Source organism: Streptomyces sp. NPDC102270 (genome assembly GCF_044766405.1).
GTDB lineage: Bacteria > Actinomycetota > Actinomycetes > Streptomycetales > Streptomycetaceae > Streptomyces.
Genome location: NZ_JBIWLX010000025.1, coordinates 28,079 through 50,316, shown reverse-complemented (window position 1 = coordinate 50,316; position 22,238 = coordinate 28,079). Strand labels below are relative to the sequence as shown.

The following is a 22,238-nucleotide window of genomic DNA, read 5'->3' as shown; positions in this document are numbered from 1 at the left end:
GCCGGATAAAAACCCAGGTCAGAGGTCTGTCACCGGGCTCCGCTCGGGTCGGCGGGCGTCCACGTCGAGGTGCTCGCCGACCCGGTTGACGAGCAGGGTCATCTCGTAGGCGATCCGGCCGATGTCGGCGTCGGAGCCGCTGAGCACGCACAGACAGCTGCCGGTGCCCGCCGCGGTGACGAACAGCACCGCGTCGTCGAACTCGATCATCGTCTGCCGTACCCTGCCCGCGCCGAAGTGGCGTCCGGAGCCCTTGGCCAGGCTGTGCAGTCCGGACGACACGGCGGCGAGATGGTCCGCGTCCTCACGGCGCAGTCCGGTGCTGGCGCCTGTCACCAGCCCGTCGTTGGACAGCACCAGCGCGTGCCGCACATGGTCGACGCGCTCGGTCAGATCGTCCAGCAGCCGGCCGAGCCCCTGCTTCTGCGGCATGTGTCCCGTCTCCCCGTGTGACGTCTCCTCCTGTCCGGAGGATCTCCCAGCAAGCCTTCCCCACGACCGTCAACGGGGCAAGGAGAATGGGGACATGGCACAGAAGATGACCGATGAGCAATGGCGGGCGTTCGTCTCGCACGGCACCCGCACCGGCAAGTTGTCGACCGTCCGGGCCGACGGAAGCCCGCATGTGGCGCCGATCTGGTTCGTTCTCGACGGCGACGACCTGGTGTTCAACACCGGGAAGACGACCGTGAAGGGGCGCAATCTGGCGCGGGACGGGCGTGTCGCCCTGTGCGTGGACGACGACCGGCCGCCCTTCGACTATGTGGTGCTGCAGGGCCGCGCCACGATCTCGGAGGATCTCGACGAGCTCCGGCACTGGGCCGGGCGGATCGGCGCGCGGTACATGGGCGAGGAACGGGCCGAGGAGTTCGGTGCACGCAACGGCGTACCGGGGGAGCTCCTCGTCCGTGTGCGGATCGACAGGGTGCTGGCGGAGAAGGCCGTCGCCGAGTGACGTGCCGGTGGGCCGGCCGTCGCCGTGGTCAGCCCACCGAGTCGAGGAGCCGGGCGGTGTGCATCCGCCCGGCGTACTCGACCAGCCGGATCAGCACCTCCTTGCCCGAGTCTCGGTCCCGTGCGTCGCACAGCACCACAGGTGTGCCCTGGTCGAGGTCGAGCGCGCGCGAGACGTCGTGGGCGCCGTAACTCCGGGCACCGACAAAGCAGTTGACGGCCACCACGAACGGGATGTGCCGGTGCTCGAAGTAGTCCACGGCGGGGAAACAGTCCTCCAGGCGCCGGGTGTCCGCGAGGACGACGGCACCCAGGGCCCCTTGCGACAACTCGTCCCACAGGAACCAGAAGCGGTCCTGGCCCGGGGTGCCGAAGAGATAGAGCGACAGGCCGGAGCGGATGGTGATCCGCCCGAAGTCCATGGCGACCGTGGTGGTGACCTTCTGGTCCACACCATCGGTGTCGTCCACCAACTGCCCGGCCTCGCTGAGCAGTTCCTCCGTGCGCAGTGGCCTGATCTCGCTGACCGCGCCCACCAGGGTGGTCTTGCCCACGCCGAACCCGCCGGCGACCAGTATCTTCAGCGCGAGGGCGGTCGTGTCGCCGCCCTGGGCGTCGGAGTTCTCGGAGACCATCGATCACTTCTCTCGGGAGGGCCGGCATCGGGCGGCGACGTCTGTACGGGGTCGCGAAGGCAGCATCGGTCGCGAAGGCAGCATCATGACAACTGGGAATCCCCTTCGAGGGGTTGGGCCGCTTATTGCCCGGTTCTGAACGTTCATCTACAGAGCCCGGAGTCCTTCGATCACCTCGCGCAGAATCCGTTCGTCGGGCAGCTGCGCGGGCGGCACCGGACGGCTGACGGTGACGCAGCCGAGTTCCAGGAGGTCCCCCAGGAGCACCCTGACCACGCCCACGGGCAGGTCGGCCCCCGCCGAGAGTTCCGCCACCGACTGCGTCTCCGTGCGGCACAGGTCGATCAGGGCCCGGTGTTCCGGTCCGAGCGCCGTGTCGTCACCGGCCCCGGGCGCGCCGGCGTCGAGGGTGACGAGGGCGATCAGATCGAAACGCACCCCGGTGGGGCCGGGTTGGGTGCGTCCGCCCGTCATCGCGTAGGGGCGGACGAGGGGCCCGGCCTCGCCGTCGTACCACTGGCTGCCCTGTTCGTACGGGACGCCCGCCATGTCCTCGGTCATCCGAGCCGACCGCCCTTCGTTCTCATCCGGCGGCGGGCGGTCGCGCGCCCACGCGCGGCGGCGTGTAGAGGTGTTCGCCGACCCTCTTGACCAGGCGTGCCATCTCGTAGGCGACGAGGCCTATGTCTGCGGTCACCGCGGTGAGGACGGCGAGACAGGAGCCGTCTCCCGCGGCGGCCACGAACAGGAAACCGTCGTCCATCTCGACCATGGTCTGGCGCACTCCCCCGGCGCCGAAGTGCCGGCCCGCGCCCTTGGCCAGACTGTGGAAACCGGAGGAGACCGCGGCGAGGTGTTCCGCGTCTTCACGGCGCAGGTCCGTCGAGGAGCCCACGGCGAGGCCGTCGTTGGAGAGCACCACGGCATGCCGTACCTCGCTCACGCGCAGCACCAGGTCGTCCAGCAGCCAGTCGAGTTCGCCGGACCTGGCCCACTCCCGCTTGCGCTCGCGCGGGGGGACCCCCATGTCGGCCCTGATGTTCGGGTCCTGGATCATCCTCGGTCTCCTTCGCTGCTGTCTCTGCCCGCTGGGGAATCTGGGGTGGCACCGCGCCCGGGCTGCCTGCCGCCGCCGCGCGCCCAGCCGTCCCGGTACGCCGCCATCCGGTCCCGGACGGCTTCGGGTGTACGTCCTTCGTCGTCCCGGCGGTCGGCTGCCGGGGCCGGTTCCTCGGAGCGCTGCTCGCGCAGCTGGGGAGCCAGGCTCGCCTGCCGTACCCGGCGGGGAAGGTCGTCGGACTCCTCCGGCTCGTCGGGCGGCCGGTGCAGACGCAGGGCGGTGACTCCGGAAGGCGGCGCCTCGGCCGTTCCCGGGTCGGCGGCGGCCGTCAGGGGAGCCACCAGGGCGGGGCGCTCGGCCGGGGCGGGGACGGACTCCTGGTCCCGTTCGGCGGCGGCCACGCGCGCGTACTCGCGTTCCGTGAGCCGTTCCCGGTCGGTGGCCTTGGCGGGAGAACGTTCCGCCGCCTTGATGTGCAGCAGCGCCGTGGGCAGCAGGACGACCGCGGTGGTGCCGCCGTAGGGCGAGGTGCGCAGGTGCACCTTGATGCCGTGCCGTGCCGCGAGCCTGCTGACCACGAACAGGCCCAGTTGGTCGCTGTCGAACAGGTCGAGCGCCTCGGACTGCTCGATGCGCCGGTTGGCCTCCGCGAGGGTTTCCTTGCCCATGCCCAGACCGCGGTCCTCGACCTCGACGGCGTAACCGTTGCCGACGGGTTCGCCGGTGACACGCACGCGCGTGTGGGGCGGTGAGAACTGGGCGGCGTTCTCGATGATCTCGGCCAGCAGGTGCGTGAGGTCGGCGACCGCCGCGCCGACGACGGAGGCGTCCGGCAGCTGACGCACCTCCACGCGCGCGTAGTCCTCCACCTCGGAGACGGCGGCGCGGACCACGTTGGTCAGTGAGACCGGCATGCGCCAGGCGCGGCCGGGTGCCGCTCCGGAGAGGATGATCAGGCTCTCCGCGTGGCGGCGCATGCGGGTGGTGAGGTGGTCGAGCCGGAAGAGGTCACTCAGTTCGTTGGGGTCGTCGGAGCGGCGTTCCATGCTGTCGAGCAGGCTGAGCTGACGGTGGACGAGGATCTGGCTGCGGCGGGCGAGGTTGACGAAGACCCCGGAGATGCCGCTGGCGAGTTCGGCGCGCTCCACCGCGGCCCGCAGCGCGGCGCGGTGCACGGTGTTCAGGGCCTCGGCGACCTGGCCGGCCTCGTCCTCCGCAGGCGGTCCCGGCGGGGCCTCGGACCGGATGTCGATCTCGTCGCCTGCGCGCAGCCGCCCCATGGCCTCCGGGAGTTTGCGGCGGGCGATCTCCAGGGCGCTGTTGCGCAGGCTCACGAGCTCGACGACGAGGCCGCGACCGATGCGCACGGAGATGACGAGCGACGCGGCCACGGCGATCAGGCCGAGCAGGACCGCGGCCCCGGCCGGGGTGAGCAGACCCCGGGTGAACGGGTCGGCACGGTGGGCGACCCCGCTGCCCGCCGCTTCTTCGACCGCCCGCATGCCGTCCTGCACGCGCGTATGCCCCGCCCGCCAGGTGGCCTCCGGCGTCGACTCGACGGCGCGGACGCCGGGAGCGGCGGCCAGTATCCGGTCCTCTGCGGCGGTCACGGTGGCGTAGGCGCCGCTGTCGGCGATCTTCTGCCAGGCGGCGCGGTCGGAGCCGCGCAGGTCGGTCACGGCCGCCTCGGTGAGGGTCCGGCGGGTGTCGACGGCCCCGGTGAACAGCCGCAGCCGCTCTCCGGCGAGGACGCCCGCCAGCCGCGCGCTCGACAGTACGACGTCCTCCTGGGCCAGTGACTCGCCCGCGCGGGAGAACTCGAGCAGCACGCGCGCGTCGGAGCCGAGCTCGGCGTCCTGGATGCCGGTGAGGGCACCGCCCACCGCGAAGGCGCCGGCGATGGTCCTGGTGTAGCGGCCGTACGTCTCGTCCCACCCGGCGCTGCGGTCCAGCACGGCGGCGCGCACGGAGCGCAGCCTTTCCGCGCCGGTCACGAAGGCTTCGAGCCGCTGGGCGACACCGGCGGGCAGCTCCTCGCCGTCGGCGACGGTGTTGTCGTCGCCGAGCCGCAGCCGTGCCACGGCCTGGTCGGTGCGCTCGGCGAGCTTGCGGAGGTCGTCGCTCTGCGCGGCGGACGGGTCGGTCGCGTAGCGGACGGCGGCGGCACGCTCCGTCTGGAGCGCGGTCACGGCGTCGGCGACGGGCGAGCGGACCGCGTCGTCCACGCGTTGCAACTGCCGCAGCCGGGACACGTCCTGGGCGGTGCTGACGGTGGCGTACGCCCACAGCGCGAGCAGCGAGACGACGGGCACCATGAGCAGGCAGACGATCTTGGCGCGGACCGTACGGGGCCGTATCCGCCAGTGTCCCGCGTGCACGGGTATGTCCTCGGCCGGAGGACCCACGGGGTCGTCCGGGCTTTCGTCGGCCGGTGGTCCGGCATGTGCGCGGCGCCCGCGCGCGGGTGTCTGGTGCGGCGACTCGGCGCCGACTCCGGGGGTCCTACGCGATGTACGCATGGCCTCCTCGCTCGGGAGTGGTTCGGGGGCGTGTCGTCGGGCCGTCCGGGGCCCGGATCCGCCGCTAGGAGGTGACGCTCTCGACCGTGCGCTGGGCCGAGGCGGTTGCCTCGCTCTCTCCTGTCGTGGGCGACAGCGCGACGAAGGCCGAGGTCAGGAACAGGTACGAGCCGAGTCCGACGGCGAGCGGGAAGATGAACTGCATCGCCGTCGCCCCGGGCAGGACGCCGCCGGAGGGCGAGACCCGCACGCTCACCGCGAACATCCCGGTGTAGTGCATGCTGCTGACCGCTGCGCCCATGATCAGGGAGGCGATGGTGACGGCGACGGGCGACTTGATGTTGAGCGCCGCCCACAGGGCCGCCGTCGCCGCGACGACGGCGATGAGGACGGAGAGTCCGACGAGGACCGGGTCGTAGTGGACGCTGCCGTGCAGCCGTACGGCGGCCATGCCCAGGTAGTGCATGCTCGCCACGCCCAGGCCGGTGGTGAGTCCGCCCAGGAAGAGCGCACGGACGCGGTCATGGCTGTAGCCGACCGCGAAGACGCCGGCGGAGACGACGACCATCGCGACCAGGAGGCTCGCGATGGTCCGTGGTACGTCGTAGCGGATGTCGGTGCCGCTGACACTGAAGCCGAGCATGGCCACGAAGTGCATGGTCCAGATGCCGGTCGCGATGGCCGAGGCCGCGGTGATGAGCCAGTTGCGGCGCGAACGTCCGGTGGCTCCGAGGGCACGCATGGTGCAGCGCAGGCCGAGCGCGGCGCCGATACAGGCCATGACGTACGAAAGCGTGGGCGTCAGCCAGCCCAGGGCTGCGTGGTCCAGGTGTCCCATGGCCAAGGGACGCTAGCCGGGGCAGGGGCGCACAAAGAGGGCGCATTTCGAAAGGTGTTGCAATCTGGCGCAAGATGCGTCTGAACGATCGCGTCACGTTCGAACGTGTGCACCGCGCCTTCATCCCTGTCGGTGAGGGACCATGCGGAACATGAGCGATGACCACACACACGTTCAGGAGTTCTTCTCGGCCCGTGCCGCCGGTTGGGACAGCCGGTTCCCGGACGACGGTCCGGCCTACGCCGCCGCGGTCACGGAACTCGGTCTGCGCGAGGGCGACCGCGTACTCGACGCGGGCTGCGGCACCGGCCGGGCCCTGCCGCCCCTGCGTGCGGCCGTGGGGCCCTCAGGAGTGGTCCTAGGAGCCGATCTGACCCCGGCCATGCTGGAAGCCGCCGTACGGGCCGGTAGGGGCCGGGACGGACAGCTCCTGCTCGCCGACGTGGCCGCCCTGCCGCTCCGCTCCGGCTCGCTCGACGCCGTCTTCGGAGCGGGCCTGATCTCCCATCTGCCCCGACCGACCGACAATCTGCGCGAGTTGGCCCGGGTGGTACGGCCCGGCGGCGTCCTGGCCCTGTTCCATCCGATCGGCAGGGCGGCGCTCGCCGCGCGCCAGGGGCGCCAGATCACCCTTGAGGACCTGCGCGCGGAGCCCAACCTCCGTCCCCTGCTGGCCGGTTCCGGATGGCGCATGACGTCGTACGTCGACGAGGACTCCCGCTTCCTGGCCCTGGCCGTCCGCGAGGACTGAACGCGTTCACGCGGTCCCGGCGACCGTCGCGGCGAAGGCGTCGGCGTTGTCGAACATGACGTTGTGCCCGGCGCCGGGGACGGTCACCACACGCACGCCTGCCGCCTCCAGCGCCTTTCGCCCCTCCAGTTCACCACTGAGCTCGCCCTGGAGGTACACACGGTCGATCGGCAGCCCTTCGAGGATCGCGCGCATCATGGGCGCCGATCCGCGCCTGAGGCCGGCCGCGCTGCGGTGCAGGGCGCGGGGATCGGCCAGCCGCATGGTCGCCGCCCACAGGGGGCCGGCCTTCTCGAGCACGCGCGCGTGGGCGCCTGCGACGAAGTCGTCCTCCTCGTAGGCGTCGATCCAGGTGCTGCCCGCCGTGGCCGGGGGTGAGGCGTCGAGGTTGGCCTCCGTGAGGACCAGTCGGGAGACGAGTTCGGGTCTCCGGTGGGCGAGCACGAGGGCGACCGAGCCCCCCATGCTGTGCGCGATCAGCTCGGCACCGGTCACGTGCGCGGCGTCCAGCGCGGCGGCCAGAGCGTCCGCGTGGTCCACCAGCGTGTACCCGAAGCGCTCGGGACGGTCGCTGACGCCGTGTCCCGGCAGATCGACGAACAGGCTGCGCCTGCCCGCGAGTTCCGGCCGGGCGGCGATGTGGGCGTGGTAGACGGTCGAGACGGCTCCCAGGCCGTGCACGTACACGCGTGTCGGCTCCTCGCCGGGCGTCTCGGTCCAGCGGATGCAGCTTCCCCTGCCGTCGAACTCGGCCTGCCTCATGTGCCCTCCCGGTGCGTCATGAAGGACAATACATCGTTACCGATGTATTGCGACTTCGTAGTAACCCGGCAAGGATGTACAACGCCGATGCGGCAGAATGCGGGCATGTTGGAGCTCGCCATCCTCGGATTTCTCTACGGCACCCCGCTGCACGGCTATGAGCTGCGCAAACGCATCGCGGCGCTGGCGGGTCACGTGCGCCCCGTGGCCGAGAGCACGCTGTATCCGGCCATCAAGCGGCTGGAGAGGTCGGGGTTGTTGGCGCGCGCGACGGAACCCGGTGCCGTGGCTGCTCCTCGCCATGTCCTGACACTCACCGATGAAGGCCGCCAGGAGTTGCGCCGCCGGCTCGCCGAACCGGCGGCGCGTGACATCAGCGACGAGAACCGGTGGTTCACCGTGCTCGCCTTCCTCCGGCACCTGGACGACGCCGGCGCGCAGGCGGCCGTACTGCGGCGCCGGCGCGCCTTCCTGGAGGAGCCCGCGAGCTTCTTCTACGAGGGCGATCGCCCGCTGAGCGCCGAGGAGGTGGACGATCCCTTCAGGCGCGGTGTGCTGACCATCGCCCGCGCCACGTCCCGGGCCGAACTCAGGTGGCTGCGGGAGACGATCACGTCGCTCGACGCGGCCTCTTCGTAGGCCTTGCCCAGCGCAGGGGATCGCCACCGAAGCGCACGGTCCGCGTGAGCCGAGCGCTACGCCCGGGACGACCCGGTCTCCTCCGGTGTCTCGGGCGGCTCGGTCGGCGTCGGCGCGGGTGGGCGGAAGAGGACGGCCCTGGCCACGGGCGGAGCGAACAGGGCGGTGACGGGTTCGGAGAGGGTCACGACGGCGCGGAAGGCCCGCCCCACGACCGGGTCGCCGGGGGCGCGCTCCTGGACGCGGCTCAGGTACCACCCCGCGAGCCGGTCCGCGGGCCCACCGTCGATCGCGGTGCCGACCGCGCCCGGCATCTTGCGATCCGCCCCGGCAGAGATGTCCCACGCGAGCCGGGACGCCGCGAGGAGCGCCTGCTGCACGCGCCGCGTGGTGGGCGTCCGGCGCCGGTCGGCCAGCACGTCACGCAGGGCGACCGCGCTCATGGCGGCCACGGCCATGCCCTGCCCGTAGATCGGGTTGAAGGTGCACAGGGCGTCGCCGGTGGCGAGGAAGCCCGCCGGATGGCCGGGAAGGTCGTAGCGTCGGCGGATGTTCGAGGTCCGGCGGTAGCCGAACGGCGGGGAGAGCGGCTCGGCGTCCTCCAGCCACCGGTGCAGGAGCGGATGCGGCAACCTCTTGGCGTACGTCACGAACTCGTCCTCGCCCGTGGGCGGTTCGTTGCCGCGCAGCCCCGAGACGATCACCAGATGGCTGCCGTCCTCCAGGGGCAGTGCGCCGCCGGCGTGCACCTGCTCGGGGTCGGGATAGACGTAGTAGCCGCGGGTCTCGCCGTCGAGTGCGCCGTTCGTGCCGCGATAGACGCGGGAGGCGTAGGCGAGTCCGGTGTCGATGGCCTCCTCGCGCGGGCGCCCGGCGCCGATCGCCGCGAGCCACTGCGGGGCCTTCGTGCCGCTGCCGGAGGCGTCGACGACCAGGTCGGCCGCCAGGGGACGGGGCTCCGCGCGGGTGTCGCCTGAGCGATCCCGCACCAGCACGCCCCGCACGCGCGTGGCGTCGCCGAGGAACCCGATGACGTCGGTGCCCTCCTGTACGCCGATCGCCGGGTTGGCGAGAACCCGTCGCCGCACCAGTGCCTCGAGCTGTGCGCGGGAGCCGGTGTAGATGTGCGTCGTCGCGGGCACCCGCCTGAACCAGCGGCCGCTCTGCCACAGCGCCATGTCGGCCGGCATGCCCACCCGAGGGGCCCCCGCCTCCCGCAGCTCCGCCACGAACCCCGGCAGCAGCGACTCCAGGGCCGTCTGTCCGCCCTGGAGCAGCACATGCGGGTGACGGCCCTGCGGCACGCCGGGCCGCGGCTTCGCACCCTCCGGGAACCGGTCTCGCTCGAGGATCGTCACCCGGTCTGCGTGCCCGGCCAGGACGTGCGCCGCGAAAAGCCCTGCGAGGCTCCCGCCGACGACGACGGCGTGCCGTCCGCCCCTGCCGCCGGCTTCTCCCCGACCGCCCGTCTCTCCGGCAGAATTCACCGATCGCTCCCCCTGGTCGCCGTTCGCGAGAAGACACAAGTATCTCGTCCCGCCCACCTGGTTGACCGTTTTCCGGCCCTTCTGAGCGACACGGGAACTCCGGCCCTCTTCTGCGGCCAAAGCTCCGACACTACGTTGAGGAGCAGAAGATGAACGTTCGACGGGATCACGTCACGCAGGGGGAAGGTGGTCGGTATGTGGGACAGGATCCGCAAGTACAGCGCCGGATTCGTCAATTCGTCGCGCATCGAGGCGCCCACCGGTCGGCAGGCCCGCACGCACAATCTCTTCGAGGCCGCCGCCGCGTACGTCTCGGCCTGCGCGGAGGACGATCAGGACCGTATCGACGAGGCATCGGCCTGGGTCTCGCCGGAAGCTCTGTCGTTCGGGGTCAACGAGCTCGCGTGCCGGGCCGTCATCGCCCTCGCGCGGGAGCGCGGCGAGTCGCCGCGTACGGTGGCCCGTGCGCTTCTCGGACTGCCGGCGGCCTGAGCGGCCGGCAAGTGAGGGTCGATTCGCCCCCGTCCAGCCGGAAAACTGCAGCTCCGGGTGCTCTTGGGAGTCGTGACAAGCGCCTTCCGCACACACTAAGGTGCGCGCCGTTGGACAAACCGATGGGGAGGCTGGGATGGCCGGGACGGACGAGGACGCCGTCGCCGCCGCGGACGACGCGCTCTATGTGCTGACGGCGGTGCTGTTGACGCCGGCGAAGTTCCCGAGCGTGCTGGGCGACGACTATCCGGAGGCCTGCGCGGCGCTCGGTCTGGCGCCGCTGGCCGACGGGTACGGCCTGGTGATCGGCCAGGACGGCAGCGGCGCCCGGTGGACGGTCGTCGTCGACGACGTCTCGCTGGTCGCCGTCGCCATCGCGTCCTGGGACTGCGGCATGGAGTACGACCTGTCGCCCGACGAGCGCTCGGTCGTGGCCGCCCTGCCCGGCTGGCCGCTCGCGGTCGCCGTCGCCGCGCCCGGTGTGCCGGCGCCGCACGACCCCGATCCCGAGGCCGGCGACGGCCCGCCGCTGACCCCGCCGGACACGTCCACGTGGGGATCCGCGCAGCGGCGTCTGGGCGCCGATGAGATCGCGCTCAGGTGGGCGATGTGGCGAGGCCAGATCGACGACGCGAGCTTCGCGAGGCCGAGCGGCGGGTCCGCGGGAGGCGACCAGACCGCGGCCGGCCGGACCGTGGACGGCGAGCTCACGGACGGCGAGCTCGTGGATCGCGTGGCCACGGGCGGCGGCGCCTCGTCCCGCGATGCCTCACAGGACCAGGCCACGAACAGTGCGGCCGCGGGAGACAGTGGTGTGGGACACACGGCCTCGGGTGTGGCCCAGAAGAAAGGCCCCAAGGGCCACAGCGGCGTCCGGCGTGTCCTCGCGGAGGCTCGCGGCTACGTGGATTCGCCGCCGCCCCTCGGGCGGGTGCGGTCGTCCTTCGCGTCGGGCCACGCGCGGATGCTGCGCGCCGACGGTCCCGGCTGGTCACTGGTGGCCAGGACCGACGACATCGCGTTCGTGCTGCTCGACGACGAGCCCGGGGAGGTCCTGCCGGTGGGCCGGGGCCCGGAGCTGCCCGGACTGCTGGAAGCGCTCGACAAGATGGCCGTACGTCCCAGCTGAGCCGCCGCGCCGCACCGTCCGGGTCTGTCGGATCCCGGCCGGTGCGGGTTGCGTCAGCGGCCGAGTTCCTTGCGGGTCACGCGCCGCAGCCTGCGCCGCTGTGAGGGGTCCAGGGTGAGGTACGCGGCGGCCGGGACTCCCACGATGATCAGGAATGCGGCCCACCACGGCAGCCAGATCAGCAGGAGCAGCCCGACCGCCACTCCCCCAGCGGCGATCTTCGCGTTCTTCGACATGTGCGTCGCCTCCTTCGCGGCGGTTGCCGCTCTCTGTCCAGAAGAACGCGTCCGTGCTTCCTGCAGTTCCGCACCGCGGCCCTGAGACATCCCTGAGAACTCGCCCTGAGACGCCCCGGATGGGCGCCTCCTAGCGGTCCGCCCGCAGCGGCTCGCCCACCTTGTGCATGTGGCCCAGGGCCTGTCGGTAGGAGTCGACGAGCCCGGTCTCCGTGTAGGGGATACCCAGATCCCTGCAGTGGGCGCGCACCAGCGGCTGCGCGAGGCGCAGATGCGGCCGGGGCATGCTGGGGAAGAGGTGGTGCTCGATCTGGTAGTTGAGGCCGCCGAGGAACCAGTCGGTGAGGGTGCCACCGCGGATGTTGCGGGAGGTGAGCACCTGGCGTCGCAGGTGGCCCCAGGGCTCGCCGTCCGGGTCCGGCATCTCCATGCCCTTGTGGTTGGGGGCGAAGGCCATCCCGAGGTGCAGGCCGAACAGCGCCTGGTGGATCGCCGCGAAGACGAGCGCCTTTCCGGGGGACATGACGGTCAGCAGCAGCGTGGCGTAGGCGGCGACGTGGCTCACCAGGAGAGCACCCTCGACGGCACGCTCCCTCGGCGCCTGTCGGCGCAGGTCCCGGAATCCCTGGATCTTCAGGGCGATGCCTTCGAGGAGGGTGAGCGGGAAGAACAGCCAGGCCTGGTGGCGGGTGAGCCGGCGCCTGAAGCCGGTGCGGACCGTCGCCTGTTCACCGGTGAAGACGAGAATGTCGGCGGCGACGTCGGGGTCCTTGTCGATGTGGTTGGGGTTGGCGTGGTGGCGGTTGTGTTTGTGGTTCCACCAGGAGTAACTCATCCCGAGCAGCAGGTTGCCGTGGATCAGACCGATGAGGCGGCCGGTCGCCTTGTCGCCGGTGATCTGCGCGTGGCCCGCGTCGTGTCCTATGAAGGCGGTGCGGGCGCAGAACACGGCGAGAAGCGGGGCCAGCAGCAGAGTTCGCCAGGAGTCGCCGGACAGGGCTACGGCCGTGACGAGGCCGGCGAGGGCGAGCGCGTTGACGGCGATGGCCCGGACGTACCAGTCGTGGCGGCGGTCCAGGAGGCCCTGGCTCTTCACCGCGCGCAGGAGGGGTGCGAACTCGCTTTGGCCGGGCGGGGAGCCGGACGTGCCGCGCGGGTGGAGTGCGACGGTTGTGGCGCTCTGGGGCATGTCCGGACTCCGGCTCTCTCAGGAAACGCGCTGACCTGAGGAAACGTACGAGCCGATGGCCTGTCGAGACCATGCGGCGACCCCCCGTGTAGGGACGGGGGCCAGCACCGGGCGCATAGGGGGTTGACAACACCACCGCGCGAATGTGACGCAGGGCACTGTCCTGAAGGCCCGTGAGGTGATGTACCCTCGACCACTTCGACGACGTAGTCAAGTTTGAGGAGTCCTGCGATCTCTGTCCAGAGGTTTCCCGCGGCATCACCGTCCGAGATCTCCGAACTGGCGTCGTGCTGCGCCGTGTTCGTGCCCGGCGACCCGGCCCGCACCGGCAGTGTGGCCTTCTGGCGGACCGACGGCACCCCTCCTCCCGCTGTCGCGGCGGGGACGGCCGAGGACCTGGCGCTCGTGACGCCCGGCGACGGCGGTGTGGAGCTGGTGAGCCTGCCCACGGTGCTGCTCCCGGTGCGCGCCGCCCTGCCGGTCCTCACGCGTGCGCGTACCTCCGCGGACGGACACCGGGCAACCGTCTTCTGGGGTGCCGCGGGCGTGCTGGCCCTGCAGTGCGTGGCACGGGGGCTGCTGTTGCCCGGCCTGTCCCCCACCGATCACGACGCCTGGCGCGTGGGTCCCCTGGGCGCCGGGGACGTCGAGCGGGTCCGCCGGCTCGCCGCGGCGATGCCGCCCGAGGCGCACGCCGTACCGCTGAGCACCGCCGAACCGCTGCGGCTGCCCGATCCCGAACAGTTGCTGCGCGCCTTCCTGGACGCGGTCGCCGACGCTCTGCCCCGCTCCCCCGCGGCGCCCCTCCTGACGGGCGGACCCGCCTACGCCGCCCAGGAACCGCAGTACGTGCCCGAGCAGCGCGCGTGGGCGGCGGATGTCGCCGCGGGACACGACGCGGGCGTACGCGTCTCGTTGCGGATCGAGGTGCGCGGCCTGACCGGTGATGGCGGCCTGACGGGTGATCGAGGCCTGGCCGGTGATGAGGCGCCCGCCTTCCGGGCCGTGCTCCAGGTGCACAGCGTGAACGATCCGACGATCCTGGCGGACGCAGCCGATGTGTGGGGCGGCGCCACCGCCTTCGGCCCGCACGCGCGCATGGACGGCCTGCTCGCGCTCCGCAGGGCCGCACGCGCGTGGCCCCCGCTCGCCCCGCTGCTCTCGGCGGCCGTCCCGGACGCGGTCGAACTCGCCGACGAGGACATCACCGAGCTGTTGGGAGCCGGCGCGCGAGCTCTCGCCGACCTGGGCGTCGAGGTGCACTGGCCGAAGAACATGGCCGGAAAACTCACCACGCGCGCGATGGTCGGTCCGCCGGACGCCCCCGACCGGGCACCGTCGGACACCGAGTCGTTCCTGTCCGCCGACGCCCTGCTCGCGTTCGACTGGTCGTTCGCGCTGGGCGACCGGCAGCTCACGCGCGAGGAACTGGACCGGCTCGCCGAGGCCAACCGCCCGGTGGTGCGGCTGCGTGACCAGTGGGTGCTGGTCGACCCTCAGGAGGTGCGCCGGGCCCGCGCCCGGCAGGACCACAAGGTGACACCCGTCGACGCCCTGAGGGCCGCACTGACGGGCTCCGCCGAGGTCGACGGCCACCGGGTCGACGTACAGCCCACAGGGTGGCTGGCGGCCCTGCGGGACCGACTCGCGGACCCGGAGGCCCAGGAGCCGGTCCCGCAACCCGCCGCACTCGCGGCGACCCTCAGGGACTACCAGCGCCGGGGGCTGAACTGGCTGGCCCGTATGACGTCCTCGGGCCTCGGCTGCTGTCTGGCCGACGACATGGGACTCGGCAAGACGATCACCCTGATCGCGCTGCATCTGCACCGGCAGACCGACGCGGCGACCGCCGGTCCCACCCTCGTGGTGTGCCCGACGTCGCTGATGGGCAACTGGCAGCGCGAGATCGAGAGGTTCGCACCGGGTACGCCCGTGCGCCGCTTCCACGGTCCACGGCGTGAGCTCGGCGGCCTGGCGGACGGGGAGTTCGTGCTCACCACCTACGGCACGATGCGCCTGGACGCGACCCGGCTCGCCGAAGCCTCGTGGGGGATGCTCGTGGCGGACGAGGCGCAGCACGTGAAGAACCCGTACGCGTCGACGGCCCGGGCGCTGCGCTCGATCGGGGCACGCGCACGCGTGGCGCTCACCGGGACCCCGGTCGAGAACAACCTGTCGGAGCTGTGGGCGATCCTCGACTGGACGACCCCGGGTCTGCTGGGCCGGCTCGGCACGTTCCGGGCCCGGTACGCGCAAGCCGTCGAGAGCGGTCGGGACCCGGCCGCCGCGGAGCGTCTCGCCCGGCTGGTGCGCCCCTTCCTGCTGCGGCGCCGCAAGTCGGATCCGGGAATCGCCCCGGAGCTGCCGCCGAAGACCGAGACCGACCGCGCCGTGTCGCTCACCCCGGAACAGACCGGCCTGTACGAGGCCGTGGTGCGCGAGACCCTGGCGGAGATCTCCGGGGCGGACAGCATGGCGCGGCGCGGGCTGATCGTGAAACTGCTGACCGGGCTGAAGCAGATCTGCAACCACCCGGCGCAGTTCCTCAAGGAGGAGGAGCCGACGATCGCCGGCCGTTCCGGCAAGCTGGAGCTGCTGGACGAGCTCCTCGACACCATCGTCGCCGAAGGAGCGAGCGTCCCGGTGTTCACGCAGTACGTGCGCATGGCCCGTCTCATCGAGCGGCATCTCGCGGCGCGTGGCCTGCCGTCGCAGTTCCTGCACGGCGGGACGCCGGTCGCCCGGCGTGAGGCGTTGGTGCGCCGGTTCCAGGAGGGTGAAGTGCCCGTGTTCCTGCTGTCGTTGAAGGCGGCGGGCACCGGCCTGAACCTCACCCGGGCCGAGCACGTCGTGCACTACGACCGCTGGTGGAACCCTGCCGTCGAGGCACAGGCCACCGACCGCGCGTACCGCATCGGCCAGACCCGCCCCGTGCAGGTGCACCGTCTGATCGCCGAGGGGACGGTCGAGGACCGCATCGCCGACATGCTCCGCCGAAAAAGGGAGCTGGCGGACGCCGTGCTCGGCTCCGGCGAGGCGGCACTGACCGAGCTGACGGACGCTGAGCTGGCCGATCTGGTGGAACTGCGAGGGGGCGTTCGATGACCGGACACGAGGGTGACACCGAGCGCACGTTCGCGGCGCTGCCGCCCGCGCACGGGCGGGGCTTCGCGCAGACATGGTGGGGCATGGCCTGGCTGCGGGCCCTGGAGGACGCCGCGCTGGACTCGGGCCAGGTGAAGTCGGGCCGCGGCCTCGCACGCGCGGGCGCCGTGGGCGCGGTGTCGGTACGTCCCGGGCGCATCACGGCCGTCGTGCAGGACCGTGACCGCACCACGCACCGCGCCGACGTCCTGCTGGCCGAACTGTCGGCCGAGCAGTGGGACCGCCTCCTCGACATGGCCGTCGAACGGGCCGGGCACGTCGCGGCACTGCTGGACCGCGAGATGCCGCCGCACCTGGTGGAGGACGCGGCGTCCGCGGGCATCGAGCTCCTGCCAGGGCTGGGCGATCTGGAACCGGAGTGCGACTGCGACGCCTGGGACCACTGCGGGCACACGGCTGCCCTCTGCTATCAGGTGGCTCGGCTGCTGGACCAGGACCCCTTCGTGCTGCTGCTGATGCGCGGTCGCGGCGAACATGCCCTCCTGGAAGACCTGCAGGCCCGCAGCGCCGTGCCCGCGGAGGAAGTTCCCGGAGCGGAGGGGGTGGCTGCCGTCGAGGCGTATGCGACCGGTGACATCCTGCCGCCCCTTCCCGTGCCCTCGGAGCTGCCCGAGGAGCCCGGCCTGCCGCCCTCGCTGGACACCGAGGTCCTGCCGGGACCCGGAGTCGACCCGGTCGCCGTCCGCCATCTGGCCGCCCGGACCGCCGTAGAGGCACATCGGCTGCTCGCGGAGGCTCTTCGGCCACCGTCCGATCGCCCCGTCCTGGTCCCCGAATTGACGGTTGCTCAGGACGCGGTACGTCTTGCCGTCGCGGCGCCCGACCATGCACTGACGGAACGGCTCGCCGCCGGATCGGGCCGCGATCCGCAGTCGCTGGCGGACGCCACGCGCGCGTGGGAGCTCGGTGGTGCGGACGCGCTGTCCGTCCTGGAGGAGGAATGGGAGCCTTCGGGCGGCGCACTCGCACGCGCGCGTGCCGCTCTGGACTCGGCCTGGGACGAGGACGAACGACCGTCACTCACGGCAAGCGGCAACCGGTGGACGGTCGTCGGCGCGCCGACCCAGCTGCGCCTGGGGCGGGACGGGCGCTGGTGGCCGTACCGGAACGAGCGGGACCGCTGGATACTCGCGGGCCCGGCGGCCCTGGATCCGGCGACGGCTCTGTCCTTGGCGGAGCTCTCCTCAGCCGAACCGCAGCGGTAGTTCTGCCAGGCCCCGCAGGAGTGTGCTGCTGCGCCAGGTCAACGTACCCGGACCGGTCGCGAAGGCGAGAGCGGGCCGGTGGCGCAGCAGCAGGCGCAGTGCGACGGCCGCCTCCGCGCGGGCCAGCGGGGCGCCCAGGCAGTGGTGCGGACCGTGGCCGAACGCCAGGTGCCCACGCGTGGGACGCCGTAGGTCGAAGCGGTCGGGGTCGGGAATGACGCAGCGGATCGCGGGAGGCCGCGGCGAGCGAGACCTGCACGGAGTCGCCCACCTGGATCCGGGTGCCGTCGATGTCGAGCGGCTCGGCCGCGAAGCGGAACGCGGTGGCGTGGACCGGTGAGTTGTAGCCCAGGGACTCCTCGACGGCCGGGCCGGTGAGGTCCGGTTCGGCGCGCAGCAGGGCGAGTTGGTCCGGGTGGGCCAGCAGCGGGTGGACGGTGCCGGAGATCAGGTCGACGGTCGTCTCGTGGCCGGCTACGAGGATCAGGAACGCCATGCCGAGGAGCTCTTCGGAGGTGAGGTCCGAGGCTGCCACGAGATCACCGAGCAGGCCTGTCGCCCGCCGTTCGCGAGCTCGGGCGAGCAGACCGGCGAGGTATTCCGTCAGTGAGGCTGCGGCAGCGGTCGCCGTCTCGGCCGAGGCGGGCATGACGAGTTCGTCGGCCCAGGTGTGGAACGGCGCGCGGTCGGCCGCGGGCACCTCCAGAAGGTCACAGATCACCGTGACGGGCAGCGGCAACGCGTACCTGGCGACCAGGTCCGCCGTTCCCCGTCCGGGAGCGCGTCCAGGAGTTCGAGGGCTGTGGCTTCGATGCCAGGTCGAAGCGCGGTGATCCTCCCCGGCGTGAAGTGAGCCGCCACCAGTCGACGCAGCCGGGTGTGCTGCGGAGGGTCGCTCTGGTGCATGTTGCGGCCGACGGCGTGTCCGCCGTCGCTGCGCCAGGACGAGGAATGGCGGATGTCGTTGCGCAGGCGCGGGTCGGTCAGCGCGGCTCGCGCCGCGTCATGGGCGACGACGAGCCAGCTCTCACCACTGCCGGGCACGAGGACGCGGTGCACGGGGCCCTCGGTCCGCAGCGCGGCGTAGACGGGGTACGGGTTCGACGCGAAGTCATGGCCGTCCGGAGTCAGCTCCTCCGGAGTAGGCGCGGACACGGTGATTCCTTTCGGTAGGGGTCGTCAGGCTTACGGCGTCCCTGCCCGGCCGTCACCGCTGGGCGTGCCAGAGCGGGTGCACCGAGGCCGCGAGGGCCGTCCCCTGGGCGTGGCCGGCCCGGGCGGCCGCGGGGCGGCGCGCGTCGGACGTCATGTCGCGGCCCATGGCCCGGCGTGCGGCGCGATCCGGCGTCACGAGGGTCACGTGGGCGCCTTCGGCGCCGAGGACGGCCGCCTGCTGTTCGGCACCGGGATGAGGACCCACGGCGGTGGGGATCGGCGCGATGGCCAGGACGTGGTGATGGCCGTGAGCGAGATGGATGTTGGCCGTGGAGCGGCTGCCCCCGTCCATCCAGCGGCGCCCGGTCAAGGTGATCGGGGGCCAGACCACGGGCACCGCGCAGCTCGCGGCGACGGCTTCGAGGAGCGTGACGTCCGAGTCGGCGTCGAAGGCCGTCAGTTGCCCGGAGAGGGCGTCGACGGCCGTGATCCGCAGTGCGCGGTCGGGCCAGTCGCCCACGCTCCGCAGCAGTGGGCGCAGAGCGTCGTACACATCGGACTCTGGCCCCGTGCGGGCCTTCAGCGCCGCTCGCCCGAGGCGAAGCACGGAACACTCCGGATCGCGGGAGCCCAGCGCGGCCCACAGGAAGCGAAGCATCTGAGCAGACGTCACAGTGAGGTCCACCCGGTCGGCGCCCGAGAGTTGCCGTTCGTACAGCTCGCGGGCGGGCTCGCCCGCGCGGAGACGCGAACCGGAGATCGCCCCGGCCGAGGTCCCGATGACCACATCCGCGCGGGCCGGGTCGACACCGGCGTCGCACAGGCCGGCGAGAACCCCCGTCATCCAGGCTCCGCCGACGAGGGCGCCTCCGCCGAGGACGAGCGCTGTGCTGCCCATGTCCCACCCCTCTCCGCCAACTGGGGAGTACTCCCCGTTTCCCTGGACGACGATAGCATCACTAATGGGGAACACTCCCCGGTAGCGCGAAGGGGCGATCATGGCGGACGACGCGACGGCGCCGGTACGGCGCCGCGATGCGCGACGCAACCGGGATTTGCTGGTCGAGGCCGCTCACGAGGTGTTCACGGAGCAGGGGTTGGAGGCGCCCCTGGACGTCATCGCGCGGCGGGCGGGGGTGGGAAACGCCACGCTCTACCGGCATTTCCCGAGCCGGGCCGCCCTGGTCGACGCGGTCTTCCGTGCCCCCCTGGCGGGCACCATGGCCGCCGGTGAGCAGGCCCGGGCCACGACGGACCCCTGGAAGGGACTCGTCGGCTACATGGAAGCAGTGTTCGCCGTCCTGGCGACCGATCGCGGTACGAACGACCTGATGACCACGCATCTCGAGGGCGTCGAGTCGTTGCAGGCCGTGCACGCCCACAACCGGGCGACCATGGAACTGCTCCTGCGCCGTGGGCGCGAGGAGGGAAGCGTCCGGGCGGACGTCACGACAGAGGACGTTCTTTTCGCGCTGGCCGCGCTCGGCCGGGCCGTCCCCTCCCTCGCCGCGGCCGTCGGCCCCGAAGCCTGGCGTCGCCCTCTCAGCCTGCTCCTCGACGGCCTGCGCGCCTCGCCGGCCGTCGCCCCCCTCCCGTCCCCCGCGCTCACGGCAGGCGAACTTGGCGATGTGCTCCAAGGATTGGGACCGCACCGACCACCCCGCAGCTCGTCCGGCTGAGCATGCGGCACGCACGCGTGCGCCGCGACGTCGGCCGTCGCATGTCCCGCGTCTCGCCCACCTCGCCATGAGGAGCTGTGAACGAACCCTTGCCGTTCGTTGTTCGGCGGGCGCGCCACCCGCATATCAGTCGGCCGAACCTGGGGGTTGGCCTCAGCGGATGAGACCCGAGCCTGCGCGACGCTCGGGCCCGCCGCGGTCTTCCAGCCGCGCACCGGCGACGAGGTTTCGGTTCTCGCCGAAGACGAGGTTGCGTTTCTCGCCGAAGAAGAAGGCGGTCGCCGTCGGGTACGGGCACCGCTTCGTCACCGGAGCCGCGCGACGATCCGGCGGCCTCGGGCGTGCCCGTCCTCGCCAAGAAGCCGGTCGTCGACCTGGGCAGGATCGAGGGCGTCGCACGGATGGAGACCGACTCACCCGATCAAGGACGGCAGCAGCGACTCCAGGTCACTCGGGAACTCGCTGGGGAGGTCGCTCGGGAACTGCGACGGGAGCTCGCTGGGCAACTCGCTGGGGAGCTGCGTCGGCAGGCTGAACGACGGCTTCGGTAACCGGCTCGTGCTGGTGGCCGGGGCCGGGTTCTTGTCCGGCGAGTCGTCGCTGCCCGATGCCATGACGACCACGGCGGCCACCGCGACCGCGGCCACGATCACGACGAGCAGGGCGAGCAGCGGGCTGCGGCGCTTTCTCGGGCCGTTCGGTCCGGGGCCGCCGACCGAACCCATCGGCTGGGTCGACGGCGTACCGCCGTACGGGGTCGGGCCGTTGCGCCCGAAGTCGTCAGGAGGTGGTCCGAAGCCACCGCCCGGAGGCGGGGTGTCACCCGGCGGTCCGGGCGGCTGGGGCGGTACCGGCGGCATGGCCATACCGTCCAGAGTCGCCTCGAACCGGCCATGCCGCGACCCCCGCGCCGACGTTGCTACGGCCTCATACCGTGGATCGCACGATTCCGGCACACTCCGCGCGAAGGTCGCAGCACGCGTGAAGGCCGCACCACGCGCGAAGGTCGCACCCCGCGCAAGAAACCCGGCAGGCGCGAGGGCCGCGACGATCACGGCAAGTCCGCACGCGCGCGTGCCGTCGGCGGAGGCCACTCACGGCCTACGGCACACGCGCGTGGGCTCTGCTCAGCCGCGCGCACCCAGGAGGTGGTCCATGGCGAGCTGGTCCAGCTGCTCGAAGGCCATGCCGCGTGCGGCGGCCGCCTCCACGTCGAAGTCCTCGAAGGCACTGCGGTCGGCGAGCAGCGACTTCAGGCCGTCCGCCGCCGTCTGCTGTGCCAGCTCGTCCAGACGCGAGGCCCGCAGCGCCTCCTGGACCTGCGGGTCGGCGCGGAAGGCGGCGGCACGCTCCTTGAGGATGAGGTAGTTGCGCATGCAGCCCGCGGCCGACGCCCACACACCGTCGAGGTCCTCGGTCCGCGGCGGCTTGAAGTCGAAGTGCTTCGGGCCGGCGTACCCGGCGCTCTCCAGGAGGTCGACGAGCCAGAAGGCGGCGCGCAGGTCGCCGGCGCCGAAGCGGAGGTCCTGGTCGTACTTGATGCCGGACTGGCCGTTGAGGTCGATGTGGAAGAGCTTGCCCGCCCACAGGGCCTGCGCGATGCCGTGCGGGAAGTTCAGCCCGGCCATCTGCTCGTGACCGACCTCGGGGTTCACGCCGTACAGCTCGGGGCGCTCCAGACGCTCGATGAACGCGAGCGCGTGGCCGACGGTGGGCAGGAGGATGTCGCCGCGCGGCTCGTTCGGCTTGGGCTCGATGGCGAACTTCAGGTCGTAACCCTGCTCGGTGACGTACTCGCCCAGGAGATCGAAGGCCTCCTTCATGCGGTCCAGGGCGACCCGCACGTCCTTGGCCCCGCCGGACTCGGCGCCCTCGCGGCCGCCCCAGGCGACGTAGGTCTCGGCGCCGAGCTCGACCGCCAGGTCGATGTTGCGGATCGTCTTGCGCAGCGCGTAACGGCGCACGTCGCGGTCGTTGGCGGTGAACGCGCCGTCCTTGAAGACGGGGTGCGTGAAGAGGTTGGTGGTCGCCATCGGCACCTTCATGCCGGTCGCGTCCAGGGCCTCACGGAAGCGCTTGATGTGACCCTCGCGCGCACTGTCGGACGATCCGAAGGGGATCAGGTCGTCGTCGTGGAAGGTCACGCCGTGGGCGCCGAGCTCGGCCAGGCGCTGCACCGTCTCGACCGGGTCGAGGGCACGGCGGGTGGCGTCGCCGAACGGGTCCCTTCCCTGCCAGCCGACGGTCCACAGGCCGAAGGTGAACCTGTCCTCGGGGGTGGGCTGGTAGTTCATGACGCGGCTCCTTGCTGCTCCGGACTATTTCGTCATGGCGGTTTACAAA

At 72.0% G+C, this 22,238-nt stretch carries 21 protein-coding genes and 1 pseudogene; 8 read left to right on the top strand and 14 right to left on the bottom strand.

Annotated elements, in window-relative coordinates:
* Positions 1-18: 18 nt before the first annotated feature.
* Positions 19-432: a roadblock/LC7 domain-containing protein gene (locus ACIRP7_RS39795; RefSeq protein WP_403670090.1), complete on the bottom strand. Its 414-nt coding sequence runs from the start codon at positions 430-432 to the stop codon at positions 19-21.
* Between the two features lie 94 nt (positions 433-526).
* On the opposite strand from ACIRP7_RS39795, the gene ACIRP7_RS39790 reads away from it, so the two are divergent.
* Positions 527-955, top strand: coding sequence for a PPOX class F420-dependent oxidoreductase (locus ACIRP7_RS39790; RefSeq protein WP_403670087.1), 429 nt, complete (start codon positions 527-529; stop codon positions 953-955).
* 28 nt (positions 956-983) lie between these two features.
* Here ACIRP7_RS39790 and ACIRP7_RS39785 read toward each other — a convergent pair whose 3' ends face one another.
* The 5 genes from ACIRP7_RS39785 to ACIRP7_RS39765 all read right to left on the bottom strand — a co-directional run bounded on the left by ACIRP7_RS39785 (position 984) and on the right by ACIRP7_RS39765 (position 6,006).
* A complete protein-coding gene (locus tag ACIRP7_RS39785) occupies positions 984-1,589 on the bottom strand; it encodes a GTP-binding protein (RefSeq protein WP_403670084.1) in 606 nt (201 codons plus the stop codon).
* 147 nt (positions 1,590-1,736) lie between these two features.
* Positions 1,737-2,150 (bottom strand): DUF742 domain-containing protein, encoded by a 414-nt coding sequence (locus ACIRP7_RS39780; RefSeq protein WP_403670081.1) that lies wholly within the window; start codon positions 2,148-2,150, stop codon positions 1,737-1,739.
* A gap of 22 nt (positions 2,151-2,172) precedes the next feature.
* On the bottom strand, positions 2,173-2,646 hold the full coding sequence (locus ACIRP7_RS39775; protein WP_403670077.1) for a roadblock/LC7 domain-containing protein: 474 nt from the start codon (positions 2,644-2,646) through the stop codon (positions 2,173-2,175).
* Positions 2,643-5,168, bottom strand: coding sequence for a nitrate- and nitrite sensing domain-containing protein (locus ACIRP7_RS39770; protein ID WP_403670074.1), 2,526 nt, complete (start codon positions 5,166-5,168; stop codon positions 2,643-2,645). The genes ACIRP7_RS39775 and ACIRP7_RS39770 overlap by 4 nt, the downstream gene beginning before the upstream one ends.
* A gap of 64 nt (positions 5,169-5,232) precedes the next feature.
* On the bottom strand, positions 5,233-6,006 hold the full coding sequence (locus ACIRP7_RS39765; protein WP_403670071.1) for an MHYT domain-containing protein: 774 nt from the start codon (positions 6,004-6,006) through the stop codon (positions 5,233-5,235).
* 151 nt (positions 6,007-6,157) lie between these two features.
* On the opposite strand from ACIRP7_RS39765, the gene ACIRP7_RS39760 reads away from it, so the two are divergent.
* Complete coding sequence (locus tag ACIRP7_RS39760) at positions 6,158-6,757, top strand: class I SAM-dependent methyltransferase (protein ID WP_403670068.1); 600 nt, start codon at positions 6,158-6,160, stop codon at positions 6,755-6,757.
* 6 nt (positions 6,758-6,763) lie between these two features.
* Here the strand turns inward: ACIRP7_RS39760 and ACIRP7_RS39755 are convergent, their stop codons facing one another.
* Complete coding sequence (locus ACIRP7_RS39755) at positions 6,764-7,519, bottom strand: alpha/beta fold hydrolase (RefSeq protein ID WP_403670064.1); 756 nt, start codon at positions 7,517-7,519, stop codon at positions 6,764-6,766.
* Between the two features lie 105 nt (positions 7,520-7,624).
* On the opposite strand from ACIRP7_RS39755, the gene ACIRP7_RS39750 reads away from it, so the two are divergent.
* The gene (locus ACIRP7_RS39750; protein ID WP_403670061.1) at positions 7,625-8,158 is read left to right on the top strand and encodes a PadR family transcriptional regulator; all 534 of its coding nucleotides are present in this window, start codon (positions 7,625-7,627) and stop codon (positions 8,156-8,158) included.
* 56 nt (positions 8,159-8,214) lie between these two features.
* On the opposite strand, the gene ACIRP7_RS39745 is transcribed toward ACIRP7_RS39750, so the two are convergent.
* Positions 8,215-9,645: an FAD-dependent oxidoreductase gene (locus ACIRP7_RS39745; protein ID WP_403670058.1), complete on the bottom strand. Its 1,431-nt coding sequence runs from the start codon at positions 9,643-9,645 to the stop codon at positions 8,215-8,217.
* Between the two features lie 195 nt (positions 9,646-9,840).
* Here ACIRP7_RS39745 and ACIRP7_RS39740 point away from each other — a divergent pair, with 195 nt between their 5' ends.
* Both ACIRP7_RS39740 and ACIRP7_RS39735 read left to right on the top strand, forming a co-directional pair.
* Entirely contained in the window at positions 9,841-10,137 is a 297-nt protein-coding gene (locus tag ACIRP7_RS39740) for a hypothetical protein (RefSeq protein WP_403670056.1), read from the top strand.
* Positions 10,138-10,273: 136 nt separating this feature from the next.
* A complete protein-coding gene (locus tag ACIRP7_RS39735; protein ID WP_403670053.1) occupies positions 10,274-11,266 on the top strand; it encodes a hypothetical protein in 993 nt (330 codons plus the stop codon).
* Between the two features lie 53 nt (positions 11,267-11,319).
* On the opposite strand, the gene ACIRP7_RS39730 is transcribed toward ACIRP7_RS39735, so the two are convergent.
* Together ACIRP7_RS39730 and ACIRP7_RS39725 are read right to left on the bottom strand one after the other, a co-directional pair.
* On the bottom strand, positions 11,320-11,502 hold the full coding sequence (locus ACIRP7_RS39730; RefSeq protein WP_403670050.1) for a hypothetical protein: 183 nt from the start codon (positions 11,500-11,502) through the stop codon (positions 11,320-11,322).
* A gap of 130 nt (positions 11,503-11,632) precedes the next feature.
* Positions 11,633-12,691: a fatty acid desaturase family protein gene (locus tag ACIRP7_RS39725; RefSeq protein WP_403670047.1), complete on the bottom strand. Its 1,059-nt coding sequence runs from the start codon at positions 12,689-12,691 to the stop codon at positions 11,633-11,635.
* Positions 12,692-12,988: 297 nt separating this feature from the next.
* Here ACIRP7_RS39725 and ACIRP7_RS39720 point away from each other — a divergent pair, with 297 nt between their 5' ends.
* Together ACIRP7_RS39720 and ACIRP7_RS39715 are read left to right on the top strand one after the other, a co-directional pair.
* Complete coding sequence (locus ACIRP7_RS39720) at positions 12,989-15,796, top strand: DEAD/DEAH box helicase (protein WP_403670044.1); 2,808 nt, start codon at positions 12,989-12,991, stop codon at positions 15,794-15,796.
* Positions 15,793-17,061 carry an SWF or SNF family helicase gene (locus tag ACIRP7_RS39715; RefSeq protein WP_403670041.1) on the top strand — a complete coding sequence of 423 codons (1,269 nt, stop codon included), beginning with the start codon at positions 15,793-15,795 and terminating at the stop codon, positions 17,059-17,061. The genes ACIRP7_RS39720 and ACIRP7_RS39715 overlap by 4 nt, the downstream gene beginning before the upstream one ends.
* Here ACIRP7_RS39715 and ACIRP7_RS39710 read toward each other — a convergent pair.
* A pseudogene (locus tag ACIRP7_RS39710) lies at positions 17,041-18,216 on the bottom strand (cytochrome P450). The gene ACIRP7_RS39715 and the pseudogene ACIRP7_RS39710 sit on opposite strands and share 21 nt — an antisense overlap.
* Positions 18,217-18,268: 52 nt before the next feature.
* Positions 18,269-19,114: a patatin-like phospholipase family protein gene (locus ACIRP7_RS39705; RefSeq protein ID WP_403670039.1), complete on the bottom strand. Its 846-nt coding sequence runs from the start codon at positions 19,112-19,114 to the stop codon at positions 18,269-18,271.
* Between the two features lie 100 nt (positions 19,115-19,214).
* On the opposite strand from ACIRP7_RS39705, the gene ACIRP7_RS39700 reads away from it, so the two are divergent.
* Complete coding sequence (locus ACIRP7_RS39700; RefSeq protein ID WP_403670036.1) at positions 19,215-19,895, top strand: TetR/AcrR family transcriptional regulator; 681 nt, start codon at positions 19,215-19,217, stop codon at positions 19,893-19,895.
* 413 nt (positions 19,896-20,308) lie between these two features.
* On the opposite strand, the gene ACIRP7_RS39695 is transcribed toward ACIRP7_RS39700, so the two are convergent.
* Both ACIRP7_RS39695 and xylA read right to left on the bottom strand, forming a co-directional pair.
* Entirely contained in the window at positions 20,309-20,761 is a 453-nt protein-coding gene (locus ACIRP7_RS39695) for a hypothetical protein (RefSeq protein ID WP_403670033.1), read from the bottom strand.
* A gap of 261 nt (positions 20,762-21,022) precedes the next feature.
* Positions 21,023-22,189 carry a xylose isomerase gene (xylA, locus tag ACIRP7_RS39690; RefSeq protein WP_069762445.1) on the bottom strand — a complete coding sequence of 389 codons (1,167 nt, stop codon included), beginning with the start codon at positions 22,187-22,189 and terminating at the stop codon, positions 21,023-21,025.
* Between the last annotated feature and the right edge of the window lie 49 nt (positions 22,190-22,238).